The following is a 26,365-nucleotide window of genomic DNA, read 5'->3' on the forward strand; positions in this document are numbered from 1 at the left end:
CACCGAGCGAGCGTTTTTGTGAGCGTCCTTTCGCAAAAGTCAAACGGATTGGAGCTTTGGGTGTCGGAAAATCTCAAGAATTGGCAACCGCGCCCGCGGCCGGAGCGCAAGGTGCTGGAGGGGCGCACTGTCAGGCTTGAGCCGCTGAGTTCCGAAAACCATGGCGACGGCCTGTTCGAGGCGTCGTCGGTGCCTGATGTCGACGGCCGCTTCGCTTGGCTGCCCGATTATCCGCCGCAGACCCGCGCCGCCTTCCAGCCGTGGCTGGACAAGGCCGAAGCCAGCGAGGACCCACTGTTCTTCACCGTCATCGACAAGGCCAGCGGCAAGGTCGCCGGACGCCAGACGCTGATGCGCATCGACCCTGCCTATGGCGTGATCGAGATCGGCAACATCTATTGGGGTCCGCTGATCTCGCGCAAGCCGGCGGCGACGGAAGCGCAATTCCTGTTCATGAAATACATCTTCGACGAGCTTGGCTATCGCCGCTACGAATGGAAATGCAACAACCGCAACGAGCCGTCGAAGCGCGCGGCGGAGCGTTTCGGCTTCAAGTTCGAGGGCATTTTCCGCCAGCATCTTGTGGTCAAGGGCGAAAACCGCGATACCGCGTGGTACTCGATCATCGACAAGGAGTGGCCGGCACTGCGCAGAGCCTATGAGGCATGGCTCGATCCGGGCAATTTCGACGGCGAAGGCCAGCAGAAGCGACGGCTCGAGGATTTCCGCGCCGAGTTCGGCGCCTGACCATGACCCCGAAACGTGGAAGCCGGTTTTCGGGCAAGATCATGGTCAAACAGGAACACAGAGCCTCCATCCCGATTCTGCCGGGATGGATCAGGCTCTAACAGGAGTTCGCAGGTGGCGCATACCCACGACCATGGTTCGCAAGGGCATGACCGCAGCCACGGCGCCGATCATGTGCATGGCTCGACCGACAAGAAACGGGTCATGATCGCAGCCTGCCTGACCGCCGGCTTCATGGTCGTGGAAGCGCTTGGCGGTCTCGTCACCGGATCGCTGGCGCTGCTGGCGGATGCCGGCCACATGCTCGCCGACTGTATCGCGCTCGGGCTTGCCTGGTATGCTTTTCATCTGGCCGGCCGGCCGGCCACGGTTCGCCTCACCTACGGTTTCGGCCGGGTCAAGACGCTGGTCGCCTATACCAACGGCATCGCCATCTTCGCCATTGCGCTCTGGATCCTCTATGAGGCCTGGGAACGCCTGCTGACGCCTGCGCCCGTGCTCGGCGGGCCGATGCTGGCCGTTGCGATCGCCGGCCTGCTGGTCAATATCGGCTGCTTCTTCGTGCTGCATGGCGGCGACCGCGGCAGCCTGAACATGCGCGGTGCCATCCTGCACGTGCTCGGCGATCTGCTTGGCTCGGCGGCGGCGATCATCGCTGCGCTGATCATCATGACGACCGGCTGGACGCCTATCGATCCGATCCTGTCCGTCCTTGTCTCGCTGCTGATCCTGTCCACCGCTTGGTCGCTGATGCGCGAAGCGGCCCATGTCCTGCTCGAAGGCGTGCCGGCGAGCCTCGATCGCGACCTGATCGCCAGGGACATAGAAGGGACGGTGAACGGCGTGCGCGAGGTGCATCACATGCATGTCTGGTCGCTTGACGGGTCAAGCAACATGGCGACCTTGCATGCTTGCCTCAACGATGGCGTCGATGCCCACAAAGCGGTCAGCGCCATCAAGAAGCGGCTCGCCGCGCATGGCATTGCCCACGCCACCGTAGAACCGGAATTCGGCCATTGCGCCGATGATAAGCACGATGGCGAGCACGACCACGCGCATGATGCGCCTCCGCATCATCGCCACTATCACTGATCCCAGGAGTTCCAAGGCATTGGTAACGAAGTTGATGAATCCCCGCCGTGTCAGGGCCGCGTGATGGATCGTGACACGCGCAATGCGGCGATCGGCGCACTGTGGGTGCTGCTGCTGTTCGGCATCGCCGCCTACTATTTGCCAACCGTGATGCTGGCGGTCGGCCGCGTCTCGACCATTCTTGCCGCTATTATTGCGGCTGTCTTCATGGTGGCCATTTTCGTCGTGTTTTGGTTGCGTGGCCGCAGCCAGCGCAAAAAGGATCATTGATATGCGTGTTTTGATTACCGGCGCGGCAGGCATGGTCGGCCGCAAGCTCATCGCCCGGCTGGCGAAGGATGGAACGCTCAGCGGCCGGAAGGTCGCCGCGCTCGACCTTCACGACATCGTGCCGCCGCAGGCGCCGACACTGGATGGCGTCGACGTCACCATCCATACAGGCGATCTCGCCGCGGCGAGCGCGATGGAACGGCTGGTCGCGTCGCGCCCAGACGTGATCTTTCATCTCGCCGGCGTCGTGTCGGGCGAGGCGGAGGCCAATTTCGATCTCGGCTATCGCGTCAATCTCGACGGCACAAGGGCGCTGTTCGATGCCATAAGACTGGCGGGGTTTGCGCCGCGCGTCGTCTTCACCTCGTCGATCGCCGTGTTCGGCGCACCGTTTCCGGACATTATATCAGACGAATTCCACCCGACGCCATTGACCTCCTACGGCACGCAGAAGCTGATGGGAGAAGCGCTGCTCGCCGATTATACGCGGCGCGGCTTCTTCGATGGCATCGGCATCAGGCTGCCGACCATCTGCGTCAGGCCGGGCAAGCCCAACAAGGCGGCTTCAGGCTTTTTCTCCGGCATCATCCGCGAGCCGTTGAACGGCCAGGAAGCAATATTGCCGGTACCGCGCTCTGTCGTACACACCCACGCCAGCCCGCGCTCGGCGGTGAATTTTCTGATCCACGCAGCAGCGATCGACGGCGACGCCGTCGGGCCGCGCCGCAATCTGACGATGCCCGGCGTCGCCGTCACGGTCGGCGAGCAGATCGAGGCCCTGGAACGCATTGCCGGCGCCAAGGCGGTGAAACTGATCCGCGAGGAGCCTGACGATACGATCTGGGCGATCGTCAAGGGCTGGCCGACGCGGTTCGAGGCGCGGCGGTCGAGGGAGCTTGGCTTTGCCGCCGAAACCAGCTTCGACGACATCATCCGCGCGCATATCGAGGACGAGTTGGACGGGAAGTTTTAATTTGCGTTGATATTCGGGTCTTTCCAGTACTACGCCAATTGTCGACCTCGGCGCCGCCCCTCATCCGCCTGCCGGCACCTTCTCCCCGTATAGTGACGGGGAGAAGGGGGCTGGCCGCACCCTCGGCGCTTTTTTGCAGCGCTGGATATTGGCGAAATCCTCTGCGAAGGCGCCCTCCTCCCCGTCACTATACGGGGAGAAGTGCCCGGCAGGGCGATGAGGGGCGGCGCCAACACCAACAGTTTTGCCCGTCTGATCGAGGCGCTATCCACCACCAGTCAGGCTCGCCGACAACAACAGCAACCCGAACAAAAAGACGAAGGCGGCGCCGCCGATCTCGACGATTGAATGGATGCGGTTGCCCATGCGGCCGTCGCCAGCGAAATACACCGCCCAGTTCTTGGCCGTCACCGCCAGCGTCGCCAGGATCGAGACGGTGATCGCGGTGCCGAGTGCCATCGCCAGCACCGACAGAATGCCGCCGAACCACAGCCCGTTGAGCGCGGCAAAGCTCAGCACGATCAGCGCGCCCGAACACGGCCGGATGCCGACCGCAGCCACCGCCGACCAGGCAGTGCGCCAGTCGAAGCGGTCGCCGGAAAGCAGCGCCGGGTCGGGCGCGTGTGAATGTCCGCATGTCTCGCAGACTTCGCCCGCCGCATGGTGATGGTGCCCGCCATGGCCATGGTCGTGTGCGCCATGGTCATGGTGATGGTCGTGTGCGCCATGATCCTGGTTATCGTGGCCGTCATGGCCATGTGCGTGAAGCGCATGCACCGAATGCGCATGTGCAGGATGGCCTGTTTGCGAATGGCCGGCATGGGCCGCCGAAAGGCTATAGGCAGGGTTCGCACCGAACAGGCGAAGGATGGCAGGGCCGGCCTTGCGCCACAAAAGCCAGGCGCCGAACAGGGTGACAAAGACAAAACTCGTGACTTCGAGGAACCATGCCGCGTCGGTCATCGATATGGTGGTGCCGCGCAGGACGAAGTAGGCGAGCATCATCACCAGGATCGCCGTCACCGCCTGCAACAGGGCCGAGACGAAGGACAGCATGATGCCGCGCCTGAGCGCGACTTCGTTCGCGACCATGTAGGACGAGATCACCGCCTTACCGTGACCGGGGCCGGCGGCATGGAAAATACCGTAGGCGAAGGACAGGCCGATAAGCAGCCACAGCTTGCTGCCGTCCTCACGCATCGCCTTCATCGCACCGGCAAGCGCGCGGTAGAATTCCTGCTGACGCAGATTGATCCACATCAGGATCTGGGCGAACGGGCCGGTGGTGGGAGCCATCCCGTCATTGGTGCCGATGCCGAGCGAGCTCTGGGCGTGGGCTGAGCCGAGGACGTGCGTCATGACAAGGGCGGCGGCCAAAAGGCCGAAAGCCAAACGCAGGGACGGTTTCGTCACCGGATTATCCTTTTGCCTGACAGTTCAGTTCAAGCTTGGTCGCAAATATCTTGCTCATATCGGTGCCTGTCGGATCATTGAAGAAGGCGTCCGTCAGGTTCTTCTGGTTCGCGGCGATCGCCTCGTCGGGGTTCGGACGAACGACCTTGCTCGTGCATGTCGACGGCAATTCGGCGACCTGCATATTGGCATCCTCGGTGAAATCGATCGCCGTGTAGAAGGTCGGGTCATAGACGCCGATATCGATCTTGCCGGCCAGCCTGGTTGGCGCCTTGGGTTCGGATTCGAACAGGATAATGAGCTGGTCGTTGTCGAAATTCGCCATCAGCTGCGGCGGCGGGCTCATCGCCTCATCCTTGCCGTCGACGGTGACGAGCTGGAAGTAATTGAACTCCGCCAGCGAAGCGTGGACGGTGTCGGCGACTTCCTTCAGCTCCTTGTCGTCAAGCTTCAGGTCGGAATTCTTGTCGAACTCCATCATCACCGTGCTCGAAAACAAATCGTCGAAGCGCCAGACATGACGCAAGGCCTTCACGCTTTGGTGATCCGGGCTGAGGATCACTTCGAGGCGAGCCTCGGCGAAGACGTGGGGATGCACGTCGGCTGGCCCGACCGTGGCAAAAGTCGCCGCCATGGCCGAAGCCATCATGATTGCTTGCCGCTTCAGGTTCATTCTGGGTGGTGATTCCATCGACTTCGGTGACTGTCGAGAGTTACCAGAAAGCGGGCGAAAATGGGACCCCGGGCGGCCAAAAGCTCATGCATTGTCAATCGTCTTGAACCACTGCACCAGGAAATCGACAAAGACGCGAACTTTCGCAGGCAAATAGCGCCGGTGCGGATAGACGGCGAAAATGCCGCCACCCGGCAGGATGCGGTCATCCAGCACGGTCACCAGCCGGCCACTTTCGATATCGGGCGCTGCGATGAAATCCGGCAGGATGGAAAATCCCAATCCTGCCACGGCCGCCGCCCTTGCCGCCATCGGACTGTTGACCTCGATCGGACCGGAGACCGAAACAGTCACCGTGTCGCCGCTGTCGCCCTTGAACGGCCAGTTGGTCAGCCAGCGGCCATTGGTGTCGATGATGCAGGGCATGCGGCCAAGGTCCTGCGGCCGCGTCGGCATGCCGTGCCTGGCGATCAGCTCGGGTGATGCGCACAGCCGCACCGAGAACGGCGCCAGGCGCCTGGCGATCAGCGAGGAGCTTTCCAGCCGCGAAATGCGCACGGCGAGATCGAAGCCTTCCTCGACCAGATCGACGAAGCGGTCATCGAGATGAATGTCGAGCACGATGTCGGGATGCTGCTTGGCGAAGTCAATCAACGATAGGCCGATCGGCGCGTCGGCAAAGGTGCGCGGCGCCGACAGCTTGATCCTGCCGCGCACGTCGCCAGAGGATTCGCGCACCGCATCGGCCAGGCTGTCGACCTCGCGGACGATCTCCGAGGCGCGGCGGTAATAGGTGTGGCCGGCCTCGGTCAGCGAGAACTGCCTGGTGGTGCGGTTGAGCAGCAGCGCGCCGAGCTCGTCCTCCAACTCGCGCACATATTTCGACAGCAGCGCCTTGGAGCGGCCGATCTTGCGCGCCGCCGCCGAAAATCCTTCGGCCTCGACGACGTCGATGAAGGCGCGCATGCGGGTCAGTGTATCCATGTCATGCGCTCCTTTGCTGGGCTGAAAGGATGCGCGCGGCGAGCGCCATCAGCTGCCGGTCGCTGTTTTTCGGTCCGAGCAGCGAGAGGCCGAACGGGGCGCCGTCAACCAGGCCCAGCGGCAGGGTGATCTGCGGAAAGCCGGACAGACCGGAAAGACACAACAGTCTCAGCGCGCGTTCGCGATAGGTCTGCAAATCGTCGAATGAGGCGGCCTTGAGCGGGGCGGCACCTGGAGCGGTCGGCAGCACAAGGACACCGTCCTCGCCAAGCAGGTCGGCAAGCTCAAGACGAAACGAAACGCGACGTTCCGTTTCGAATTGCGCGGTTGCCGCGTCGATGGCTGCGCCATGCTCGAAGCGCTCCTTAACGCCGGGGCCGAGCATCCGATCGCCGCCGGCGATCCAGGCACCATGATTTTGCCACGCCTCGTACCCCTGCAGTTTGCGGAAGCACCAATAGAGATCGTCGGTGGAATGCGACAGCGGGGCAACGGTGCGCGGTGCGCCCAGCACCGATGCGACAGCGCGGACCATGGCGCGATACTCGTTAGCTTCCCGCGAGCCGAGCACGAGCCCGTCCAGCGCATCCAGCGCGAGGGGGCGCTGCAATTCTTGGTTGTGCAGATCGTCGCCGAGCAGCACCGCGCCGACCTTTTCATAGGTGGCCGTGTCCCTGGCGAACCAGCCGAACGTATCCAGTGAAGGGGCCAGCGACATGGCGCCTTCGAGCGAGATGCCGCCATGCGTGGTCCTCAGGCCGATCAGCCCACAAAAGCTTGCCGGGGCGCGAATCGAGCCGCCGGTATCGGATCCGGCGGCGATGTCGGCCAGCCCGCCGGCGACCGTGGCGGCGGAACCGGAGGACGAGCCGCCGGTGACGCGATCAGGTGCTGCCGGATTGACCGGCGACGGGAAATGCGCGTTCAGCCCCATCAGCGAGAAGGCCAGTTCGTCGGTCTGCGTCTTGCCGACGAAGCGCGCGCCCGAATCAAGCAGCGCCTGGACGGCCGGCGCCGTCGCCGAGGCGGGTGAAGCCTGCTGGTATTTTTGCGGATTGCCGCAGCCGGTGCGGTAGCCGGCGACGTCGTAAATATCCTTGACGGCCAGTCGCAGGCCGGCAAGCGGGCCGGACTGCGCATTGGATACAGGTATATCATCGAGGTCGAGAAAAGCGTTCAGAGGGCCGCGAGTGCCTGCCATGCGTTCGATATCCGGATACAGTTGTTGCAACATTGTTCGACGCCAGGAATTTTACAACCTGGCGTACGATTTTTATTGATTGTGAAGTCCATCGACCTTATATCGCGCTTGCCCAAAGTCGCACGTGCCTGTGGGTGTCCGCCGATCCTCAAAATGGTGAGGGATATCGGTAAGGTAACTGGAGCTAACCCCTCCAGTCGGTTTAGCGGCCAACCGCCAGACCGAGGACACCTTGAAGCAACGACGGTGCGGGCCTTTCTGGTGTTCTGCCGGTCGTCCAAAGACCGGGGTTACTGAAGAGGCACACCTTCATTGCCGGCAGTGCGGAACGGGTTCTCCCAATCCAAGCCAAGGCAGACAAAGCGAACCGAGGCCGGGCAAGGCCAAGGTTCACCGCCGCGAGACGGCGCTTCATGGTTCCGGGGTCTCCACCGGCTGGTTCCATGGATTGACGTCCCGCCTTTGTCCACCGCGTGTTCGCGAGGTCGATGACCCGTGTCCCGCAGCCTTTGTGCGCGCCGAAAGGCGCTATGGAGAGACCCCGATGGCTACCCAGCGCATCCTTGACTTCCTCGCCACCCGACGTCCGAACGGCCCTTGCCTCGTCGTCGATCTCGATGTCGTGCGCGACAATTTCCGCGCCTTCGAGAAGGCGCTTCCCGATTCGAAAATCTACTATGCGGTGAAAGCAAATCCGGCGCCGGAAATCCTGCGCCTGCTTGCTGCGATGGGCTCGTCCTTCGACACAGCTTCCGTTGCCGAAGTCGAGATGGCGATGGACGCCGGCGCGCCGGCGGACCGCATCTCCTTCGGCAACACCATCAAGAAGGAGCGCGACATCCAGCGCGCCTATCAACTCGGCATCCGGTTGTTCGCGGTGGACTGCGTCGAGGAGGTCGAGAAGATCGCCCGCGTTGCACCCGGCGCCCGTGTGTTCTGCCGCGTGCTGACCGACGGCGAAGGCGCCGAATGGCCGCTGTCGCGCAAGTTCGGCTGCGTGCCGGCGATGGCGGTCGACGTGCTGCGCCACGCGAGGGCGCTCGGGCTGGACGCCTATGGCGTGTCGTTCCATGTCGGCTCGCAGCAGACCGACCTGACCGCCTGGGACCGCGCGCTCGGCGACGCCAAAAAGGTGTTCGCTACGCTCGCTGACGAAGGCATTGTGCTCAAGATGGTCAATATGGGCGGCGGTTTCCCGACCCGTTACCTCAGGGACGTGCCGGTGGCACAGGCCTATGGCCAGGCGATCTTCTCGGCGCTGCGCAAGCATTTCGGCAACGCGATTCCCGAGACCATCATCGAACCGGGCCGCGGCATGGTCGGCAATGCCGGCGTCATCAAGTCGGAAGTCGTGCTGATCTCGAAGAAGGCCGACAACGACAATGTCCGCTGGGTCTTCCTCGACATCGGCAAGTTCGGCGGTCTCGCCGAGACGATGGACGAGGCGATCCGCTACCCGATCGTCACCGCGCATGACGGCACCGAGACCGCGCCATGCGTGCTCGCCGGCCCGACCTGCGATTCGGCCGACGTGATGTACGAGAAGACGCCGTATCCGCTGCCCCTGTCGCTGACCATCGGCGACGAGGTGCTGATCGAGGGCACCGGCGCCTACACGACGACCTACGCCTCGGTCGCCTTCAACGGCTTCGAGCCCCTCCGATCCTACGTGATCTGACGGCTCGCAAGAGCCGGTCAGATCATCCGGCGCGGGCGCCTGTCGCCCGCCCGGGCTCGCCTGTGGAACAATCCGCTCGTGAAGGATCGCGGAAATGGAAATTGTGGATTTCATCGTTGATGGCGCCGCGCGCGGAATCTCCCCCCTTGAGGGGGAGATGGCCACGAAGTGGCCAGAGGGGGTCGTCTCGCGTGAAGCGCCGACGTCCTTCGCCCACGACAGGGTGTCGCGTCAGGACGTGCCGACCCCCTCTGTCGCCTTTGGCGACATCTCCCCCTCGGGGGGGGAGATTGCCAGCGCTTTCGTCATCACCGCCGAAACCGCTGCCGACGTCCCGGCGCGCGAGGCCTTGCTCGATCGCGCCATGGGGCCGAAGCGCCGGAGAAAATCGTCGGAAAAGCTGCGGCGCGGCCGCCGGCCTTCGGAAGGCCTGGCCTTTGTCGCACGCGACGCGTCGGGCGCTGTCACCGGCACCGTGCGGCTGTGGGATGTCGTGCTGGGCGAGGGCGGTAGGTCCGCCCTTCTGCTTGGCCCGCTCGCCGTCGATCCCACAATCAAGAATGCCGGCATCGGCTCGGCGCTGATGCGCCTTGCAATCGCTGAAGCGGCGCGCCTCGGCCATGCGGCGATCCTGCTGGTCGGCGATGCGCCCTATTATGAGCGCTTCGGGTTCTCGGCCGATAAAACCGGCTCGCTGGCCATGCCGGGACCTTATGAGCGGCACCGCCTGCTGGCGCTGGAGCTGGTGGAAGGCGTGCTCGCCGGCGCGCAGGGCACGCTGAAGGCGGCCGGGCGCAAGCTGAAGGCACAGCGGCTGTCGCTCGCTGCCTGACGGATCGGAAACAAGCCGCTGCCATCGGGCGGCGGCTTGTTTCCATCCAGGATTGGAATGGGTCAGCCGATCAACTGGCTCAGCGCCATGGCGACGCTCATGTCGCCTTCGACCTTTATCTTGCCGGACATGAACGCCATGGTCGGGTTGAGATCGCCTGATATCAGCGATTCCAGATCGTCGAGCGAAAGCTTTATCGTGCAGTCGGCCGGCGCGTCGGTGGTCGAGACTTGAGCGCCGTCGATGACGATGACGCCGTCGCCTCCGGTGTCGAATTTCACGGAACGATCGAACCCGGCACTCGCCACGCGCGCGCTGATCTTGTCGGCAATTTCCTGAACGCCCATGGCCGTTCTCCTCGTCTCGTTGCGTTTGTCGCACCCCATTGCACTTCGGTCTGGGGCACTTCGGTCTGGGGCACTTTGATCCGGCCCGAAGTCGCCGTCTTGCGCATTTCGCGATCAAGGTCGCCGGCGCATATAGCTTCGGGTTGACGTTTACGTCAACGCGGTTCCCGATATGATGATGGTTTTATCGCCGCAGTGAAGCTGGGTTGTCGGCGAGGGCAGCCCAGAGGGGGATGGCGATCCCATTGCATTTAGCTGGACACCGCCGGCAAATGACCGCTACCATCGCTGTGTGCACCAGATTTCAGCTGGAGCCAGGTTTAACCTGGAGATCGAGTGCTCGAAGAACCGAACAGAAAACCCGGATCCCATCGTTATGGGAAGCCGAGCTTGTGGTGGCCACCACCTCTGGGTTGATGGCTTGCGGGCCCGATCCAATCTGAAGATTTAATTTCGTGTTCAGAGACACAATCATGAATACCATGCTTTCCGTGGAAGCCCGGGAGACCGAGCTTGCCGTGACGTTCTCGTCAGGCGAAACAGTCTGCTATCCCTGGCTTTGGCTAAAGGATAATGCGCCATCGGCGTTTCACCCACAGACCCAAGAACGAATATTCGACCTGACCAATGTTGACGCCTCGCTCAGACCCCTCAACGTCCAGGACAGACGCGGCGCTGTGAGCATTGTCTGGCCGAACGGCCTGGCTGAGGAGGAAATCCCGGGCCATTTCTTTGAATCCTACCGCCCAGGCAGAAAGCGGGACGATCCGGCCGAGATCGCTCCGAAACTCTGGGACGGCTCGATCGATCTTGAAACCATACCGCGCTACTCTGCCGGGGGCCTTTTTCAAAGCGATGCCGATCTGCTTGCCTGGCTGAGGGCGACGGCTGCATACGGGCTCTCCATCGTCGAGGGGCTTGGCGATGATCCCGACGCCGGGCGGCGTGCGGCCGATCGGGTAGGTTTCCTGCGCCAGACAAATTTCGGCACTATGTTCGAAGTCGTGTCGATGCCGAACCCGAACAACTTGGCCTACACCCCTGTCGCCTTGCCGTTACACACCGATCTCGCGAACCAGGAGGTGCCGCCCGGCTATCAATTCCTGCATTGTATCGCGAATGATGCTGAGGGCGGTGGATCGGTCTTTGCCGACGGGTTTGCGGTTGTGGCCGCATTACAGGCGGAAGATCCGGAAGCATACCGTCTCTTGTGCGAGGTCGATATCCCCTATCGTTTTCACGACGAAAACTACGATCTGCGCGGTCGGTTTCCTGTGATCGTAACTCGACGCAATGGAGACGTGACAGAGTTGCGGTTCAACGCCCATCTTGTCGATGTCATCGACCTTCCCTCCGAGATATGCACCCCCTTCTATGCGGCTTATCGCAAGCTGATGATGATGATCCGCAGCTCGCGTTTTCAAATAGCCTACCGCCTCAAGCCGGCGAAATGGCGGTCTTCGATAATCGCCGGGTGCTTCACGGCCGCCAATCGTTCAACCCAAATACGGGGCTGAGACATCTGCGGGGATGCTATGTCGATCGGGGTGAGTTTCAGAGCCGCATTCGCGTCCTCTCCCGATAGCGGCACGACGATGATCGCTGACGTACGGTCAGTTGCTGTCGGTGCAAGGCCTCCGGCGGACGTTCCGACGGTGGTTGTTTGCCCGAAAGCCGGCGGCAATCAGGGCAGTTACAAGGTTTGCATCATTCAAACAGACGAGGACAGTGGCCAAGCCTGTCCCTAGCGTGGGCTCGCCTCATGCGCCACCGCGCGATCAGGGGGAAGGGGATGAACCCGTATCCGGGAGGCGAGGATCAAGACCCCAGATGGCGTTACAGTAGGGGATGTTCAGTCATGAAAATAAGAAGTCTGATCAAGCGTGCCGAGACGGTGGACAGGGCATTCAAGGAACTCGAAGCCGATTTGGCGGATGCGTTCGATGAGTGTCTCAACCTGGACGACCAATCGCCGTTGGACAACGTTCTGGATGAGAATCTCGCGGCAAGGAATGACAACTCTCAGCCCGAGGACGATGCCGACGCTCCCGAGATCGCACGGCGGCTGACCTCCCACACACAAACCCGCCTGGCTGCGCTAGATGCCGTTGAGGGGCTGTTTGACGATGCGCGCGAGTATCTGCAGGAGATCAACACGAAACTGTCGGAGATCACGACCTCGCATCACCTGACAGGCGAATTCCTGAAGCTGCTGCACGGGGACATTCTTCGCGCAAACGAACTGGAACTGGCAAATGGCAGCCTGACCACGCAGCAAAGAGTGCTATCGGAGCAGTTCCACGATGCGACCAGAAAGCAGCGCGAGCGCGAAAGCGCCGTCGAGGCCCTGCAGCAGCGCGAGATAAGCCTGGCCGAGGACAAGGAGGCACTTCGCAGTGCGCTGGCTGCAGCAAAGCTGGAACTCGTCGTGGCAGGCAATGCGAGCGCAGAACGCGAAGCGGAGTTCGGCGACCTCGTCAAAACGCTTTCGGCCAGAACGGCCGAGGCCAACCGATGCGCGCGCGAGAACGAGATATTGCGGGAAAAGCATGTCAGCCTGTCGATCGACTTCGACAAGGCGCTGAAGCGGGAAGCTGAGGCGCGGCACCGGCTGGACGAGCTCTCGACGATTCATGCCAGTGACGCGGCGCGACTTTCGGAACTGCTGTCTGCGCTCGGCAAGAGCGAACAAGAGGAGATGCGGCTGCAGAAATCGCTCGATATCGCGCAAGCGAAGCTGTCGGAAATGACGGAAGCGGCCCGTATCATGGAAGGTGACAGGGAAGCCGAGCGTGCGCGTAGTTTCGCTGAGATCGGCGGCCTGCGTTCTGAAATTCGCAACCTCCAATCACGATTTGAAGTCGCCTCGAACGAGAACAATCAAGCCGCGAGCGAGATCGCCAAACTCAAGGCTCAATGGAGCGACGCTGTCGCCGAAAAGCAAATTGCGGAGGAAAGGTTGTCGGTTCTCAGAAAGGAGAACGAAAACGACAAGATGCACCTCTCGACCGTGAGCGCGAATTTTTCGCAGCTTTCCCTGCAGCAGGCATCCGAACAGATACAACTCGATGTCCAGAGGCAGGAATGCGAAGACCTGCGAGCCGAAGTCGCGGTGCTCGACGCCCGGGTCAAGGAACTGTTGCCCTATGAGCGTCTCCACAAGGTCACAAACGCCAAACCGCATGAGAACGGCGTGGTCGAGATCACCGGTGTCGTGGCGGAGAAGTCCCGCGCCACAAGCAGGCGGCGCGTCCGTACGAGCCTGCGCGCCGCATCCTGACGCACGGGTGTCACTTGGCTTTACGGGAACAGACTGAAGGTCCGTTGTCGAAGCAACGCAGATTCGGCGAATTAGCTTGCGTGCGCTTCCTTCCTCAGGGCTTCCCCGATCTAGTGTACGGTGTTGCCCGTCAGGTTAGCGCATGGATCGAAGCGTCATTTGCCGACCAACTGGCCACACCGGCACGGCCGGATTAGGCCTCGAGAAAGTCCAGGGCCTTTTCCACGAAGGCGCCGTGATACTGGAAAATGGCCGTATGCCCGCCGTCCTCGTACAGGACCAGCTCGGCATTGGGAAAGCGCCGTGCCAGGTCGACGGAATTGCTGGTGGGCACCATTCTGTCGTGATCGCCATTCACCACGAGCACCGGGTGCCGGACACGCGATAGGTCGGCAGGGCGCTCAAGGCCAAAGGCACGGACTGCCTTGAGCTGCTGGCTGAAAGCGCCGAGGGCGATGGGCTTGTCGCGGTCATTGGTCCGTTCCTTCAAGCGCTGCAGAAACGCGCGCGCCGCCTTCTTGCCGTTGGGGCTTTGGGTGAAGAAGAGGTAGTTCTTTGGGTCCCTGATGGTCAGCGCGGCGCGGATCATGTCGAAGATGGTGACTGATGTCACCCTGTCGATGCCGGTACCCCCGGCTGGGCCGGTTCCCGCGAGGATGATCTTGCGAACCAGATCAGGCTCCAGCTGAACAATCGCCTGGGCGATGAAGCCGCCAAGAGATAGGCCGAGCAGATCGACCTGCTCGAAGCCGAGGGCCCGGATGAAGGCGATCGCGTCACGGGCCATCGCCTCCACCGTGTTGGGAGTGGACCCGCCTGATGCGCCAACGCCACGGTTATCGAAGGTGATAACGTGCCGTTTTGCGGCAATGCCATCGACGACCCGGGGATCCCAATTGTCGAGTACCGCACTCAGATGAGTAAGGAAGATCACCGGTACCCCGGTTGTGGGCCCGAGCTCCCGGTAGGCGAATTTCGTACCGCCGACGTCGACCGTTTTCGTCGGCACGTCCCTGTGTTTGACGATCGCGGCAGGTCGCGACAGATGATGCACGTTCATGATGGTTTCCTTTCTTCCGGCTTGTCGTTGTCGCGGGGCTGGAGCAGCGCCTTCGCCGCCACCGCGCCAGCCGCAAGGATCCGATCGGATAGTTCGGTCCCGTTCACCGCGCGCGATAGCTCAAGCGTGCCGATCAGGGTCGCGAAGACGCCGAACGCGACATCTTCGGGGTCGCGGGCGTCGGGTGTCAGTTCGGCCGCCACTGGACGTACGAGCTTGAGCAGGTGCTCGGCGTAAACCTGGCGCGTCTCGACCGGCTCACGCGCAATTTCGGGCAACAGCGCGGCTGAAGCGCAACCGTGGCCTGGATTGTCTCGGTGTTCCGCCGACAGATACGCGTCGATGGCCATTGGCAGGCCACCGGCAGCCACCGCCTCCTGAATCTGGGTCGCCTGAATCTCCAGGGCCGCCGCCACGCTCTCACGCACGAGCGCCGCCTTGGATGGAAAATGCGGATAGAAAGCTCCATTGGTCAGTCCCGCCTCGCCCATGATGCCGGCGATACCTGATGAAGCGATGCCGTCGGAGCGAAACCGTTCGGTCGCCACATCCATGATCCGCTGCCGCGATGCGTCCTTCCTGCCCTTCTCGTAGCGCATGTTGCTTTCTCCTTCGGTCAGCTATTGCATTATGATCATAATATCAGTAAATGGGCGTAATGCAATAGGGGCGCGTCACACCGGGTCCCTCAATTTGGGAAAGCTGCCATGAAGGCCTTCATCATCGATCGATACGCAAAGAACGCTCCCCTGCGGCTCCGAGACGTTCCGGAGCCGGAAGTCGGGGAGAAGGACGTGCTGGTGCAGATCCATGCCGCCAGCGTCAATCTGCTGGACTCCAAGATCAGGGATGGAGAGTTCAAGCTCATCCTGCCCTATCGCCGGCCTTTCGTTGCAGGCCATGACGTGGCTGGAACGGTCATTCGCGTCGGCTCGAAGGTCCGACAGTTCAAACCGGGCGACGAGGTCTATGCGCGACCGCGCGACGGTCGGATCGGGGCTTTCGCCGAGTACATCGCGATTGATGATGCGGACGTGGCGCTGAAGCCAAAAAACCTCAGCATGGAAGAGGCTGCGTCGATTCCCCTGGTGGGGCTGACTGCCTGGCAGGCGCTGGTCGAAAGAGCGAGCCTGAAGAAAGGACGAAAGGTTTTTATTCAGGCCGGCTCCGGCGGAGTGGGAACATTCGCCATCCAATTGGCAAAGCACCTCGGCGCGACGGTCGCCACGACAACAAGCGCCTCGAACATGGATATGGTCAGGAAGCTGGGCGCCGATGTCATTGTCGACTACAAGAAGGATGACTTCGAGAAAGTCCTTTCGGGCTACGATGTCGTCCTGAATAGCCAGGACAACAAGACCCTCGAAAAGTCCCTGCGTGTGTTGAAGCCAGGTGGCGTCGCGGTTTCGATCTCCGGTCCGCCCGATCCTGGGTTTGCCAGGGAGAAAGGGCTGAACTGGGTGCTGAACCTGGTCATGCGCGTTTTGAGCGCAGGCATCAGGCGACGGGCGAAACGCACAGATGTCCGATACTCGTTCCTGTTCATGGCGGCCAATGGCGAGCAGTTGGCAAAAATCACGTCGCTCATCGAAACGGGCGTCATCCGCCCGGTTATAGATCGCGTCTTTCCGCTTGAGCAGACCAACGAGGCATTGGCATACATTGAACAGGGCCGGGCCAAGGGCAAGGTCATCATCAAGGTCAAATAGCTTCTCGGCGCAACGCGGCACAAGCGAATGAGCTTGCGCGTGCTTCCTCCGACAGGGCTTCCGCCAACCTAATGCTCGATTGGTCCTTTCGGCATGACGATCGCGGTGCCGGCGGTTGTCGGACGCTCGATCATGCGGCGGACGCGCGGCGGCTCGTCGCCGCTGTGCAGCGCCCGCAGGCGCTCGCCGACAACGGCGTCGGCATGAGTGGCCCGCTTGTTGTGGCGGATGTATTCGAGCCATGTCGGCGTGTGATAGTGCTCGATCCATATTGCGGGATTTTCGAGATCGCGGGCCAGCGTCCAGTTGCGGGCGCCGTCGCGGCGGCGGATGCGGCCGCGTTCGGCCATGGTGGCCAGGAATTCCGGCACGTCCGCCTCGCGGATGATGTACTCGATCATGATGGCGATCGGCCCGCTGCGCAGTTTCAGGTCGAGCGCAAGATGCGGCTCCTTAAAACGGTTCAGCGGATCGAGGTTGAGCACTGCCTGCTGCGGCAAGGGCAGCAACAGGCCGATCGCGCCGCCCGCCAGCATCGTGACGGCGGCCGCGGTCAGAGCGAATTCGGCGCCTTGCGCATCAGCGACAACACCCCAGATCCAGCTGCCGAGGGCGATTCCGCCGAAGGTCGCCGTCTGATAGACCGAGAGCACCCGGCCGACCACCCAGCGCGGTGTTGACATCTGCACGGTAACGTTGAAATGCGCCAGCGCGATCACCCAGCAGGCGCCGCCGATGAGCAGCCCGAGCGACGTTTGCCAAGCCTGGTCGCTGACGGCGGCATTGAAGGCGCAGAGCGCAAAGCCGGCGAATGCCATGCGCACCATCGTCTCGCTCGACAGGATCTGCCGCAGCCGGACGCTGATCAGCGCGCCGCCGACGGCACCGATACCGAAAGCACCTAGCATGATGCCGTAGGTCAAGGCATCGCCCTTGACGACGTCGCGCGCCACCAGCGGCAGCAGCGCCAGGACCGCGCCGGCGCTGAAGCCGAAGGCCGCACCCCTGACCAGCACCTTGCCGATATTGGGCGACATGGCGACGTAACGCAGGCCGGCACCCATCGCCGCGCCAAGCGTCTCGCGCGGCAGTGTCGAGGCCGGCAGGTCCGGCTTCCAGCGGGCCAGCACGATGATCAGCCCGACATAGCTCAATGCGTTGGCGGCAAAGGCCGCTGCGGCACCTGCGGCGGCAACGATGATGCCGCCGATCGCCGGGCCGACGCTGCGCGTTAGGTTGAAGCCCAACGAATTGAGCGCGACGGCAGCCGGCAGCTTGGCGCGCGGCACCATGTCGCCGACAGAAGCTTGCCATGACGGGTTGTAAAGCGCCGTGCCGCTGTTGATCAGGAAGGCGAAGGCGAGCAGCGTCCACGGCGTCATCAAGCCAAGATAGGTGAACACGGCCAGCAGAACCGAGACGACCAGCATGAAGATCTGGGCAATCAGCATGACCTTGCGCCGGTTGAAGCTGTCGGCGATGGCCCCGGCAACGAGCGCAAACAGCATGATCGGCAAGGTGGTCGAAGCCTGGACCAGCGCAACCTGATAGGACGAGGTGGCGATCGTGGTCATCATCCAGGCGGCGCCGACGCCCTGGATCAAGCCACCGAAATTCGAAACCAGACTGGCGGACCATACGGCGCGGAAAATGCCGTGTCGGAACGGCGCCAGCGCCGAGACGCGTTCGCTGTCCGGCTCGTCGTCGATCATCGATGCTTCCCCGATTTCAAATGCTGCGTTCTTCCAGAATCGGTGCCCTCATGCCGTCCCTAGAAGTAGAGCAAGACCTCGCAGAGGGCGAACGCCTTTTCAAAGAAGATCATGGTCCAACAACAAGATAGCCGTGGCTGCGACAGGTCGGTGGCCATTCTTGCAGGCCGCGTGAAGCGCTTCGGTGAGGTGTCCGACCTTCCGTCCGGGAAGCGGACTGGCGGCTTCAGGATTTTGTCTTCGACTGAAGGCATCGGCCTGTGCGAGCATCGCTGTGAACGACTTTCTCCAGCAAGCCAGCAACAGAATCCGCCTGCTCCAACAACTCGGCGCGTTGCGCAAAAAATACTTAGCGACTTGACGAAGTTTTTGCTTGCGCCACCGGCAAATTGGGCGATAGTTAGCGATATGGCTAAGCATGATCCTGATCTCTCGCTGCTCTTCCACGCGCTCGCTGATCCGACCCGCCGGTCGATCCTGACCCGGCTCGCCGAAACACCTGCGCGGGTAACGGATCTGGCTGGGCCGACGGGACTGCGGCTGCCCACGGTGATGCGGCACCTTTCCGTGCTGGAGGAGGCAGGGTTGATCACCACGTCCAAGGACGGGCGCATACGCACCTGCGCCATCGTACCCGAGGCTCTGGATCCAGCGCGGACATGGCTCGATGAACAGCGGGCCATCTGGGAAGCTCGGCTCGACCGGTTGGACGCATTTGTGATGAACGTGATGAAGAAGGAGCGCGCAGAATGACACAGAACCTCGCTACAAACAGTGCGTCCCGTGCGGTGCCCGATGATAGGAAGGGCCGTTTTGCGACGCTGACCTTCGAACGAGACGTGGCCGCGCCATTGGCCGTGCTGTGGGAGGCATGGACGGCCCCAGCCGCGCGGGCGATCTGGGCTGCGCCATCACCCTCGGTTACCGTGGAGTTTTTGGAGGCCGACACCAGGGTGGGTGGTCGCGAGATCTCGCTCTGCAAGGTAGAGGGCCAGCCGGAAATCCGCTGCGAGAATGGCTGGCTGGTGTTGCAGCCAGCGCTGTGCAGTGTGAACTACGAGGTGATCTCGTGCGAAGGCGTGACGCAATCAGCAGCGCTGGTGACGGCAGATCTCTCAGGCACGCACGAGCGCAGCCGGCTGGTCGTGACGGTGCAACTTTCCTCGCTGGCGCAGGACATGGAAGCAGGCTACCGGGCGGGCTTCGGTGCCGGTCTGGACAACCTCGCGGGCGCGGCCGAACGAACCATGGTGCTGCAGCGGGTGATTCAGGCGCCGCGGTCCATCGTCTGGGGCGCGTGGATGAACCGTGAAACGCTGCCGCAATGGTGGGGGCCGGAAGGCTTCTCCTGTCGAACGAAGAGGATCGACTTGCGAGCGGGCGGCGAGTGGGTATTCGACATGATCGCGTCTGACGGCACGGTTTTCCCGAACCACCATCTCTATAACGAGGTCCGGCCCGAGGAGAGGATCGGCTATACGCTGCATTGGGGCGAGAACGGGCCGAAACATGCCGACGCCTGGGCCTCGTTCGAGGATCAGGACGGGGCAACGAAGGTGACGCTGGGCATGGTATTCAGCACGGCTGCCGAGTTCCAGGAGGCGAAGGGCTTCGGTGCCGTGGAACTGGGACTGCAAACTCTCGGCAAACTGGAACGCTTCGTCGCATCCCGCTGAAATGCTGCGACTTCCCGTCGGCCCGAATCAGGGCTTGTCGACGAGGTCTCCATGTCGCGCCTGTCCTCGTCGGCATCCGCCGCTTCAGTCAGAACGGCATGGTGCCGATCAGGCTGGAGAAGACCGAGGGCTCGGGAAGCGGGGCAGATCACCAACATGCGCTTCCGCTTCACGGGATAGGCCGAGAATTCACAAAGGGATACACGAAGAGGAGGGTTCTATGAGAAAACTGATCATATGGGACATGGTGAGCGTCGACGGCTTTTTCGAAGGTCCTGACAGGGACATCAGCTGGTTCGTCTTCGAAGAAGAACTCGAGGACTACATTCGTAAGACCCAGGAAAAGGCCGACACGCTGATCTTCGGCCGCGTGACCTACGAGCTCATGGCGGCCTATTGGCCGTTCGAGCAAGGCTGGATCGCAGATTTCATGAACAAGATCGAGAAGGTGGTCTTCTCGCGCACGCTGAAAAGCGCCGACTGGAACAATACGAAGCTCTTCAACGGCAATGTCGCGGAAGAAATCTCCAAGCTGAAGACCAGGGACGGCGGAGACATCTTCGTGTTCGGCAGCGCCGACCTCACGGCGACCCTGATGGAGCATGGCCTGATCGACGAGTATCACCTCGGCATCAACCCCGTCATTCTCGGGAGAGGCACGCCGCTCTTCAAGGGCGGCCCGAATCGGATACCCCTGAAGCATCTCGAGACGAGGACGCTCAAGTCAGGTGTTGTCATCCTCCATTACGCGCCGGAGAGCAGACAATGACGATCGAGGGCCTGGGGAAGTGGCGCGCTCCAGACGATCGGCGGCCAAGGGGCGTAGCTGCCATCACCGCTGCGCTCTCGAGTCGAACGCCCGGGGCAGCCCTTTGGGCGACATGCATTACCGATCCTCGAATCCGGTCAGCACGCCGACCGCGTTGATGCCGATTTCCTCGACGGCATAGCCGCCTTCCATGACGAACAGCGTCGGCAGGCCGAGCTTGGCGATGCGACGGCCAATCTTGGGATAGTCGGCGCTTTTCAACTTGAACCTGCTGATCGGGTCCTTCTCGAACGTGTCGACGCCAAGCGAGACGACAACGACATCGGGAGCGTAAGCCGCAAGTTTCGCGCAGGCGTCCTCCAGCGAAGCATTCCAGGCATCCCATGTGGTGCCGAACGGCATGGGGTAGTTGACATTGAAGCCTTCGCCGGGCCCAGTGCCGCGCTCGTCGGCGTGGCCCAGGAAGAACGGATATTCGGTCATCGGGTCGCCATGCAGGTTCAGCACCTGCACGTCGTCGCGGCTGTAGAAGATCTCCTGCGTGCCGTTGCCGTGATGGTAGTCGACATCGAGGATCGAGACGCGCCTGGCGCCCTGGTCGCGGAACCATTGCGCGGCAACCGCGGCGTTGTTGATGTAGCAATAGCCGCCCATGAACCCAGCACCGGCATGATGGCCGGGCGGGCGGCAGAGCGCGAAGGCTGATATCTCGCCGCCCTTGACCAGAGCGGCTGCAGTCAGCGCTACGTCATAGGACGACTTGATCGCCTCCCAGGTGCCTTTGACGAAGCTGGCGCCGCCGTCGAAGGAGTAAAAGCCAAGCAGCGCATCGATGGTTTGCGGGCGCACATCGCCGCGCAGGCCGCGCGTCGGCCAGGTGAAGGGGAGGGCCGAGCCGGTCCGGCCCGACGCTTCCCAGAGCGGCCATACGGTCGGCAGGAAATCGATGTAGTCGCTGCTATGCACCTGCTTGGCGGCAGCGAGGTCGTGGGTCTCGGATGGCAGGATCGGGCCGAGATTTTCGCTCTCAACCCTCGCCTTGATGAACTCGGCGCGCGAGGGCTTCTCGAAGGCCGGTACGATGGCGCCCGAAATGAGCTCGAAATTGCCGGCATGACCGGCGTGAAGAGGGGAGAAAACAGTCTTCATTTTGGCGGCCGGCTCGCTCTTCGGGTTGCGTATCCGTCATTGACGAATTGCTTTGTGACAGAGAGTTTCAGCCCCGCCAAGAGGCTTTCCCGGATCGTTGTTGCGAGTGGCAGCGGCGGCTTGCCAGACGCCAATACTCTGCTAGCCTTAGCCCAAACGGGAGAAAATTATGCCGCCATCGGCCGATCTGATCGTCGAGAACGCCAGCATATTGACGATGGATCCCGATACTCCCCGCGCCGAAGCCATAGCGATCAAGGGCGGCGAAATCATTGCGATCGCAGATCGCGCGACCGTGCTGGAGCACAAGGGATCCGGCACGCGCGTCATAGACGCCGAGCGCGGCTCCGTCGTTCCCGGCTTCATCGAAGCGCATATGCATCTTTTCGGCGGCGCGGCCGAACTCGATCATCTCCAACTGATGGGCGTCCACGGTTTCGATGCGCTTTGCGATGCTGTGCGCAACTATGCCGCAAAGCGGCCGGATCTATCCGTCCTGCAGGCGCAAGGCGCCGACTATACCATCCTGTCGGCGACGGAACGGGTCAGCCGCCATCACCTCGACCGCATCCTTCCGGACAGGCCCTTCGTTATGGCGGCGCCCGACCACCACACAATGTGGGCGAACACCAAGGCACTGGAATTGGCCGGCCTGCTTGGAGGCAAGCGGCTTGGTCCCGGCAACGAGATCGTCATGGGCGACGACGGGTTGGCCGGTGGCGAATTGCGCGAGGGCGAGGCCTTTGGGCCGCTGATCGCGCTGGCCGGCGAGGAGCGTGTGCGGCTCGGCCTGGCCACCGGCGGCGAGCCGGACCCGAAGCCGACGCCGGCGGAGCAGGCCTCCGACCGGGCGATCATGCGCCGCGGGCTGGAATGGTGCGCCAGGCACGGCATCACCTCGATCCAGAACATGGACGGCAATTTGCACCAGCTCGAACTCCTGTCCGAGATCGAGGCCGAGGGCGACTTGCTGTGCCGGGTGCAGGTGCCGTTCCACTACAAGAACTTCATGACGCTCGACATGCTCGACAAAGCCTCTGATATGGCTGAGCGATACGCGGGCGAATGGCTGTCGTCCGGCATGGTCAAGATGTTTTACGACGGCGTGCTGGAAGGCTGGACCGCGGTGATGGTCGACGACTATGCCGACCGGCCGGGCTGGCGCGGTGAGCCGCTGTTTACGCCGGAGCATCTCGCCGAGGTGGCGGTGGAGGCCGACCGGCGCGGGCTGCAGGTCGCCGTGCATTCGATCGGCGACGGCGCGGTGCGCGCGGTCCTCGATGGTTATGAGGCGGCGCGGCGGAAGAACGGCAGGCGCGACAGCCGGCACCGGGTCGAGCATATCGAGGTGGTCACTGCCGCCGACATACCGCGCTTCGCAGAGCTTGGCGTCATCGCCTCGATGCAGCCGCCGCACCCGCCCGGCGCCATGGACTTCCCGCTGGAGCCGACGCTTTCGCGCATCGGCCGCGAAAGATGGCCGCTGAGCTATGCCTGGCGGACGCTGAAGCAGGCGGGCGCGCATGTCGTCTTCGCTTCCGACTGGCCGGTGTCGCCGATCGATCCGATCCTGGGCATTCAGGCGGCGGTGCTGCGCAAACCTTGGGCAGAAAGCGATCCCGACCAGAGCTTTTCGTTGCATGAATCGCTAGCGGGCTACACGGTGGAAGGCGCCTATGCCGAGTTCATGGAGCACCGCAAGGGCCGCCTGAAGCCAGGCTTTATGGCCGATCTGTTGGTGCTCTCAGACGACATCGAGGCGACCGCGCCGGAAGCGCTGCATACGGTGCGGCCGGTGACGACGATCTGCGGCGGCAAGATCACCTACCAGGCCTGACGGTGGCACGGGAATTGCGTCCTAAATCGACGTTCAGATGTATGATCGACATTCAGATGTGTGCTTGCCAAGCCATGCGCCGTGTGCTGACAATCGAGTGGGAACTGGATCCGCCAGAAGAGCGGACGCAAGAATGGGGTAATCGTGCCGGAACAACCGGGTAAAAGTGCAATTGAAGTTCGTGGCGTCCGCAAGGTCTTCGGTAGCGGGGAGTCACAGGTCGCCGCCCTCGACACGGTTTCGGTGTCGATCCGCGAAAATGAATTCTTCACGCTGCTTGGTCCGTCCGGCTGCGGGAAGACGACGCTTTTGCGGCTGATCGCCGGCTTCGATTTCCCCAGCGCCGGCGAGATCCTGCTGCATGGCCAGGACATCGCGCCGCTGCCGCCGTTCAAGCGGCCGGTCAATACCGTGTTCCAGAACTATGCGCTGTTCCCGCATATGACGGTGGCCGAGAACATCGGCTTCGGCCTCGAAATGCTCGGCAAGCCCAAGGCCGAAGTGAAGGCGCGCGTCGCCGAGATGCTGAAGCTGGTCAAGATGGAGGCGCTGAGCAACCGCCGCACCAGCCAGATTTCCGGCGGCCAGCAGCAGCGCGTGGCGCTGGCGCGGGCACTGGCGCCACAGCCGAAAGTGCTGCTGCTCGACGAGCCGCTGTCGGCGCTCGACTTCAAGCTGCGCAAGGAGATGCAGATCGAGCTGAAGCGGCTGCAGCACGAGACCGGCATCACCTTCATCTTCGTCACTCACGACCAGGAAGAAGCGCTGACCATGTCGGACCGCATCGCGGTGATGTCGGCGGGCAAGATCCTGCAGGTCGGCACGCCCTGGGATATCTATGACAAGCCGGCGGAGCGTTTCGTCGCCGACTTTATCGGCGAAACCAATTTCCTGACGGCGGCCATATCAGGAATGGGCAACGGCAAGGCTCGCGCAACGCTCAAATCCGGCGCGACCATCGACGCCACCGTGGCTGAAGGCTTCCAGCCGAAGGACAATGCCACCGTGGTGGTCAGGCCCGAACATGCCAAGCTGACCAGCGGCAAGGGCGACCTGTCGGGCACGGTCGAAAACATCGTCTATTTCGGCACCGACACCCACATCCATGTTCGCCTGGACAGCAGCGAGAGCTTCACCGTGCGCCAGCAGAACACGCGCAGCGCCGGCTGCGGTTTCGAGCGGGGCGACAAGGTCGGCATCTCGATCGGCAACGACGCCGCGCAAGTGCTGAGGGACTGATGGCGAGCGCGGAACAAGTCGCTGAGGAGGCCGAGCGCCGAGAGATCCGCGATCGCTGGCTGCTGTCGGCGCCGGCGCTGATCATCATCTTTCTCGCCGCGAGCGGACCGCTGCTGATCGTCGTGATCTATTCCTTCCTGACGCCGGGGCCCTATGGCGACGTGGTGTGGAAATTTTCTACCGACGGCTGGCTGTCGGTGTTGATGCAGCGTGACATCTTCGACGACACTCTGGCCTTCGCAGATGCGCATTTGTCGATCTTCTGGCGTTCGATAAGCCTGTCGTTCTACACCACCGTGCTGACGTTGTTCTTCGGCTTCCCCACAGCCTATTTCATCGCCACGCGACCGCCGAAGACGCGCGAGGTCTGGGTTTTCCTCGTCACCATTCCGTTCTGGACGAATCTCCTGATCCGCACCTTCGCCATGCAGCAGGTGATCCGCAACGAAGGGCTGGTCAACACGGCGCTGATGGCGCTCGGCATCATCAAGCAACCGCTGCAGATCATGAATACCGACGCCGCCATCTTGTTCGGCATGATCTATATCTACCTGCCTCTGATGGTGCTGCCGATCTACGCCTCGATGGAGAAGCTCGACTTCCGGCTGGTCGAGGCCGGATATGACCTCTACGCCGGTCGCTGGCAGGTTCTGCGCCGCATCATCTTCCCGTTGATCAAGCCCGGCGTCATAGCCGGCTCGATACTGGTCTTCATCCCCTCGCTTGGCGCCTATGTCATTCCGCGGGTGCTGGGCGGCGGCAAGAACATGATGCTCGGCAACCTGATCGAACTGCAGTTCGGCGCGGGCCGTAACTGGCCGCTTGGCGCGGCCATCTCAATTACGCTCATGGTGCTGGTGATGATCGCGCTCCTGTTCTACGTGCGCAACGCATCCGGGTCGCAGGGCGCCCATGGCTAAGCGTCCGTTCGACATCCAGGCGCAACCCGGCTTCGGGTTCATGGCGCTTCTGACCTTCTTCGCGCTCTATCTGCCGATCGCGGCGCTCGTCACCTATTCGTTCAACACGGCGGATTCGCTTTCGCGCTGGGACGGCGTCTCACTGCGCTGGTTTTTTTCGGCCTGGCACAATTCGGCCGTGCAGGACGCCTCCGTCCGCTCGCTCGTGCTGGCGGTCTCGGCCGCCGCGCTGTCGACGATCGCCGCCACCATGGCTGCGCTGGCCACGACCCGCACGCGGCCCTATCCCGGCCTTACCTTCAAATACGCCTTCATCAACCAGCCGCTGATGGTGCCGGAGATAGTCACCGGCGTCGCGCTCCTGATCGTGTTCTCGCGCATCAAGGTCTGGACCGGTTACTCAGGACTCGGTTACCTGATCGCCGCGCACACCGCCTTCTGCATCCCGTTCGCTTACTTGCCGATCCGGGCGCGGCTGGAGAGCATGGACCTGACGCTGGAGCGCGCAGCCGCTGACCTATACGCCACGCCCTGGAAAGTCTTCCGTTTCGTGACGCTGCCGCTCTTGAGGCCGGCCATCATCGCGGGCTTCATGCTCGCCTTCGTCATTTCGCTCGACGATGTGGTCATCACCGAATTCGTCAAGTCCGGCGGCCAGGATACGCTGCCCACCTACATGCTCGGCCAGTTGCGGCGCGAAACGAGCCCGGAAATCAATGCGATCGCCACGGTATTCCTGGCGCTGTCGGTGGTGCTCGTAACCGCGTTCTACTTCGTCAATCGGCGCAAGCCATGACCAACGAT

Annotated in this window: 24 protein-coding genes and 1 pseudogene; 16 read left to right on the forward strand and 9 right to left on the reverse strand. The window is 62.4% G+C overall.

What is annotated here, in order from left to right:
- The first annotated feature begins 60 nt into the window (after nt 1-60).
- The 4 genes from AC0L2V_RS00290 (at nt 61) to denD (ending at nt 3,082) form a co-directional block, all read left to right on the forward strand.
- Nucleotides 61-747 carry a GNAT family N-acetyltransferase gene (locus AC0L2V_RS00290; RefSeq protein ID WP_473519125.1) on the forward strand — a complete coding sequence of 229 codons (687 nt, stop codon included), beginning with the start codon at nt 61-63 and terminating at the stop codon, nt 745-747.
- 114 nt (nt 748-861) lie between these two features.
- Nucleotides 862-1,839 (forward strand): cation diffusion facilitator family transporter, encoded by a 978-nt coding sequence (locus AC0L2V_RS00295; RefSeq protein ID WP_473519126.1) that lies wholly within the window; start codon nt 862-864, stop codon nt 1,837-1,839.
- A 63-nt stretch (nt 1,840-1,902) separates the two neighbouring features.
- Nucleotides 1,903-2,109 (forward strand): hypothetical protein, encoded by a 207-nt coding sequence (locus AC0L2V_RS00300; protein WP_027153224.1) that lies wholly within the window; start codon nt 1,903-1,905, stop codon nt 2,107-2,109.
- Between the two features lies 1 nt (nt 2,110).
- Complete coding sequence (gene denD, locus AC0L2V_RS00305) at nt 2,111-3,082, forward strand: D-erythronate dehydrogenase (RefSeq protein ID WP_473508141.1); 972 nt, start codon at nt 2,111-2,113, stop codon at nt 3,080-3,082.
- 264 nt (nt 3,083-3,346) lie between these two features.
- On the opposite strand, the gene AC0L2V_RS00310 is transcribed toward denD, so the two are convergent.
- The 4 genes from AC0L2V_RS00310 to AC0L2V_RS00325 form a co-directional block, all read right to left on the reverse strand.
- Nucleotides 3,347-4,495, reverse strand: coding sequence for a nickel/cobalt transporter (locus AC0L2V_RS00310; RefSeq protein ID WP_473519127.1), 1,149 nt, complete (start codon nt 4,493-4,495; stop codon nt 3,347-3,349).
- A 4-nt stretch (nt 4,496-4,499) separates the two neighbouring features.
- Nucleotides 4,500-5,168: a DUF1007 family protein gene (locus AC0L2V_RS00315; protein ID WP_473519128.1), complete on the reverse strand. Its 669-nt coding sequence runs from the start codon at nt 5,166-5,168 to the stop codon at nt 4,500-4,502.
- Nucleotides 5,169-5,252: 84 nt separating this feature from the next.
- A complete protein-coding gene (locus tag AC0L2V_RS00320) occupies nt 5,253-6,152 on the reverse strand; it encodes a LysR family transcriptional regulator (RefSeq protein WP_473519129.1) in 900 nt (299 codons plus the stop codon).
- A gap of 1 nt (nt 6,153) precedes the next feature.
- Nucleotides 6,154-7,353 (reverse strand): amidase, encoded by a 1,200-nt coding sequence (locus tag AC0L2V_RS00325; protein ID WP_473519130.1) that lies wholly within the window; start codon nt 7,351-7,353, stop codon nt 6,154-6,156.
- Between the two features lie 544 nt (nt 7,354-7,897).
- Here AC0L2V_RS00325 and odc2 point away from each other — a divergent pair.
- Nucleotides 7,898-9,031 carry an ornithine/lysine decarboxylase gene (gene odc2, locus AC0L2V_RS00330; RefSeq protein WP_091594841.1) on the forward strand — a complete coding sequence of 378 codons (1,134 nt, stop codon included), beginning with the start codon at nt 7,898-7,900 and terminating at the stop codon, nt 9,029-9,031.
- Nucleotides 9,032-9,188: 157 nt separating this feature from the next.
- Nucleotides 9,189-9,863, forward strand: coding sequence for a GNAT family N-acetyltransferase (locus tag AC0L2V_RS00335; RefSeq protein ID WP_473519131.1), 675 nt, complete (start codon nt 9,189-9,191; stop codon nt 9,861-9,863).
- A gap of 62 nt (nt 9,864-9,925) precedes the next feature.
- Here AC0L2V_RS00335 and AC0L2V_RS00340 read toward each other — a convergent pair whose 3' ends face one another.
- Nucleotides 9,926-10,210, reverse strand: a complete 285-nt coding sequence (locus tag AC0L2V_RS00340; RefSeq protein WP_473517363.1) for an SCP2 sterol-binding domain-containing protein — start codon at nt 10,208-10,210, stop codon at nt 9,926-9,928.
- A 482-nt stretch (nt 10,211-10,692) separates the two neighbouring features.
- Between AC0L2V_RS00340 and AC0L2V_RS00345 the strand changes: the two are divergent.
- Together AC0L2V_RS00345 and AC0L2V_RS00350 are read left to right on the forward strand one after the other, a co-directional pair.
- Nucleotides 10,693-11,795: pseudogene (locus AC0L2V_RS00345) on the forward strand (TauD/TfdA family dioxygenase).
- A 273-nt stretch (nt 11,796-12,068) separates the two neighbouring features.
- Nucleotides 12,069-13,490 (forward strand): coiled-coil domain-containing protein, encoded by a 1,422-nt coding sequence (locus tag AC0L2V_RS00350; RefSeq protein WP_473519388.1) that lies wholly within the window; start codon nt 12,069-12,071, stop codon nt 13,488-13,490.
- 193 nt (nt 13,491-13,683) lie between these two features.
- Here the strand turns inward: AC0L2V_RS00350 and AC0L2V_RS00355 are convergent, their stop codons facing one another.
- Both AC0L2V_RS00355 and AC0L2V_RS00360 read right to left on the reverse strand, forming a co-directional pair.
- Complete coding sequence (locus tag AC0L2V_RS00355) at nt 13,684-14,544, reverse strand: alpha/beta fold hydrolase (RefSeq protein ID WP_473519132.1); 861 nt, start codon at nt 14,542-14,544, stop codon at nt 13,684-13,686.
- Between the two features lie 2 nt (nt 14,545-14,546).
- A complete protein-coding gene (locus AC0L2V_RS00360; protein WP_473519133.1) occupies nt 14,547-15,149 on the reverse strand; it encodes a TetR/AcrR family transcriptional regulator in 603 nt (200 codons plus the stop codon).
- 108 nt (nt 15,150-15,257) lie between these two features.
- Here AC0L2V_RS00360 and AC0L2V_RS00365 point away from each other — a divergent pair, with 108 nt between their 5' ends.
- Entirely contained in the window at nt 15,258-16,259 is a 1,002-nt protein-coding gene (locus AC0L2V_RS00365; protein ID WP_473519134.1) for an NADP-dependent oxidoreductase, read from the forward strand.
- 68 nt (nt 16,260-16,327) lie between these two features.
- On the opposite strand, the gene AC0L2V_RS00370 is transcribed toward AC0L2V_RS00365, so the two are convergent.
- On the reverse strand, nt 16,328-17,971 hold the full coding sequence (locus AC0L2V_RS00370) for an MFS transporter (RefSeq protein WP_473519135.1): 1,644 nt from the start codon (nt 17,969-17,971) through the stop codon (nt 16,328-16,330).
- A gap of 408 nt (nt 17,972-18,379) precedes the next feature.
- On the opposite strand from AC0L2V_RS00370, the gene AC0L2V_RS00375 reads away from it, so the two are divergent.
- From AC0L2V_RS00375 to AC0L2V_RS00385, 3 genes are all read left to right on the forward strand, one after another.
- Complete coding sequence (locus AC0L2V_RS00375) at nt 18,380-18,724, forward strand: ArsR/SmtB family transcription factor (protein ID WP_128183512.1); 345 nt, start codon at nt 18,380-18,382, stop codon at nt 18,722-18,724.
- A complete protein-coding gene (locus tag AC0L2V_RS00380; protein WP_473519136.1) occupies nt 18,721-19,647 on the forward strand; it encodes an SRPBCC family protein in 927 nt (308 codons plus the stop codon). Before AC0L2V_RS00375 ends, AC0L2V_RS00380 begins: the two co-directional genes overlap by 4 nt.
- A 220-nt stretch (nt 19,648-19,867) precedes the next feature.
- Nucleotides 19,868-20,416, forward strand: a complete 549-nt coding sequence (locus AC0L2V_RS00385; protein ID WP_473519137.1) for a dihydrofolate reductase family protein — start codon at nt 19,868-19,870, stop codon at nt 20,414-20,416.
- Nucleotides 20,417-20,533: 117 nt separating this feature from the next.
- Here AC0L2V_RS00385 and AC0L2V_RS00390 read toward each other — a convergent pair whose 3' ends face one another.
- Complete coding sequence (locus AC0L2V_RS00390; protein WP_473519138.1) at nt 20,534-21,565, reverse strand: histone deacetylase family protein; 1,032 nt, start codon at nt 21,563-21,565, stop codon at nt 20,534-20,536.
- Between the two features lie 169 nt (nt 21,566-21,734).
- Between AC0L2V_RS00390 and AC0L2V_RS00395 the strand changes: the two genes are divergently transcribed.
- From AC0L2V_RS00395 to AC0L2V_RS00410, 4 genes are all read left to right on the forward strand, one after another.
- Nucleotides 21,735-23,402 carry an amidohydrolase gene (locus AC0L2V_RS00395; RefSeq protein ID WP_473519139.1) on the forward strand — a complete coding sequence of 556 codons (1,668 nt, stop codon included), beginning with the start codon at nt 21,735-21,737 and terminating at the stop codon, nt 23,400-23,402.
- A gap of 144 nt (nt 23,403-23,546) precedes the next feature.
- Nucleotides 23,547-24,641, forward strand: a complete 1,095-nt coding sequence (locus AC0L2V_RS00400; protein ID WP_287240468.1) for an ABC transporter ATP-binding protein — start codon at nt 23,547-23,549, stop codon at nt 24,639-24,641.
- Entirely contained in the window at nt 24,641-25,561 is a 921-nt protein-coding gene (locus tag AC0L2V_RS00405) for an ABC transporter permease (protein WP_091594809.1), read from the forward strand. Before AC0L2V_RS00400 ends, AC0L2V_RS00405 begins: the two co-directional genes overlap by 1 nt.
- Entirely contained in the window at nt 25,554-26,357 is an 804-nt protein-coding gene (locus tag AC0L2V_RS00410; protein ID WP_473519140.1) for an ABC transporter permease, read from the forward strand. Before AC0L2V_RS00405 ends, AC0L2V_RS00410 begins: the two co-directional genes overlap by 8 nt.
- The last annotated feature ends 8 nt before the right edge of the window (nt 26,358-26,365 follow it).

This window comes from Mesorhizobium sp. WSM4814, from assembly GCF_055811595.1.

What these genes read in the sequence shown, in the direction of transcription:
- AC0L2V_RS00300 (WP_027153224.1), top strand. Translation starts at nt 1,903, where the DNA reads ATGGATCGTGACACGCGCAATGCGGCGATCGGCGCACTGTGGGTGCTG.
- denD (WP_473508141.1), top strand. Translation starts at nt 2,111, where the DNA reads ATGCGTGTTTTGATTACCGGCGCGGCAGGCATGGTCGGCCGCAAGCTC.
- AC0L2V_RS00315 (WP_473519128.1), bottom strand. Translation starts at nt 5,168, where the DNA reads ATGAACCTGAAGCGGCAAGCAATCATGATGGCTTCGGCCATGGCGGCG.
- AC0L2V_RS00320 (WP_473519129.1), bottom strand. Translation starts at nt 6,152, where the DNA reads ATGGATACACTGACCCGCATGCGCGCCTTCATCGACGTCGTCGAGGCC.
- AC0L2V_RS00325 (WP_473519130.1), bottom strand. Translation starts at nt 7,353, where the DNA reads ATGGCAGGCACTCGCGGCCCTCTGAACGCTTTTCTCGACCTCGATGAT.
- odc2 (WP_091594841.1), top strand. Translation starts at nt 7,898, where the DNA reads ATGGCTACCCAGCGCATCCTTGACTTCCTCGCCACCCGACGTCCGAAC.
- AC0L2V_RS00335 (WP_473519131.1), top strand. Translation starts at nt 9,189, where the DNA reads ATGGCCACGAAGTGGCCAGAGGGGGTCGTCTCGCGTGAAGCGCCGACG.
- AC0L2V_RS00340 (WP_473517363.1), bottom strand. Translation starts at nt 10,210, where the DNA reads ATGGGCGTTCAGGAAATTGCCGACAAGATCAGCGCGCGCGTGGCGAGT.
- AC0L2V_RS00350 (WP_473519388.1), top strand. Translation starts at nt 12,069, where the DNA reads ATGAAAATAAGAAGTCTGATCAAGCGTGCCGAGACGGTGGACAGGGCA.
- AC0L2V_RS00360 (WP_473519133.1), bottom strand. Translation starts at nt 15,149, where the DNA reads ATGCGCTACGAGAAGGGCAGGAAGGACGCATCGCGGCAGCGGATCATG.
- AC0L2V_RS00365 (WP_473519134.1), top strand. Translation starts at nt 15,258, where the DNA reads ATGAAGGCCTTCATCATCGATCGATACGCAAAGAACGCTCCCCTGCGG.
- AC0L2V_RS00370 (WP_473519135.1), bottom strand. Translation starts at nt 17,971, where the DNA reads ATGATCGACGACGAGCCGGACAGCGAACGCGTCTCGGCGCTGGCGCCG.
- AC0L2V_RS00375 (WP_128183512.1), top strand. Translation starts at nt 18,380, where the DNA reads ATGGCTAAGCATGATCCTGATCTCTCGCTGCTCTTCCACGCGCTCGCT.
- AC0L2V_RS00380 (WP_473519136.1), top strand. Translation starts at nt 18,721, where the DNA reads ATGACACAGAACCTCGCTACAAACAGTGCGTCCCGTGCGGTGCCCGAT.
- AC0L2V_RS00385 (WP_473519137.1), top strand. Translation starts at nt 19,868, where the DNA reads ATGAGAAAACTGATCATATGGGACATGGTGAGCGTCGACGGCTTTTTC.
- AC0L2V_RS00390 (WP_473519138.1), bottom strand. Translation starts at nt 21,565, where the DNA reads ATGAAGACTGTTTTCTCCCCTCTTCACGCCGGTCATGCCGGCAATTTC.
- AC0L2V_RS00395 (WP_473519139.1), top strand. Translation starts at nt 21,735, where the DNA reads ATGCCGCCATCGGCCGATCTGATCGTCGAGAACGCCAGCATATTGACG.
- AC0L2V_RS00405 (WP_091594809.1), top strand. Translation starts at nt 24,641, where the DNA reads ATGGCGAGCGCGGAACAAGTCGCTGAGGAGGCCGAGCGCCGAGAGATC.
- AC0L2V_RS00410 (WP_473519140.1), top strand. Translation starts at nt 25,554, where the DNA reads ATGGCTAAGCGTCCGTTCGACATCCAGGCGCAACCCGGCTTCGGGTTC.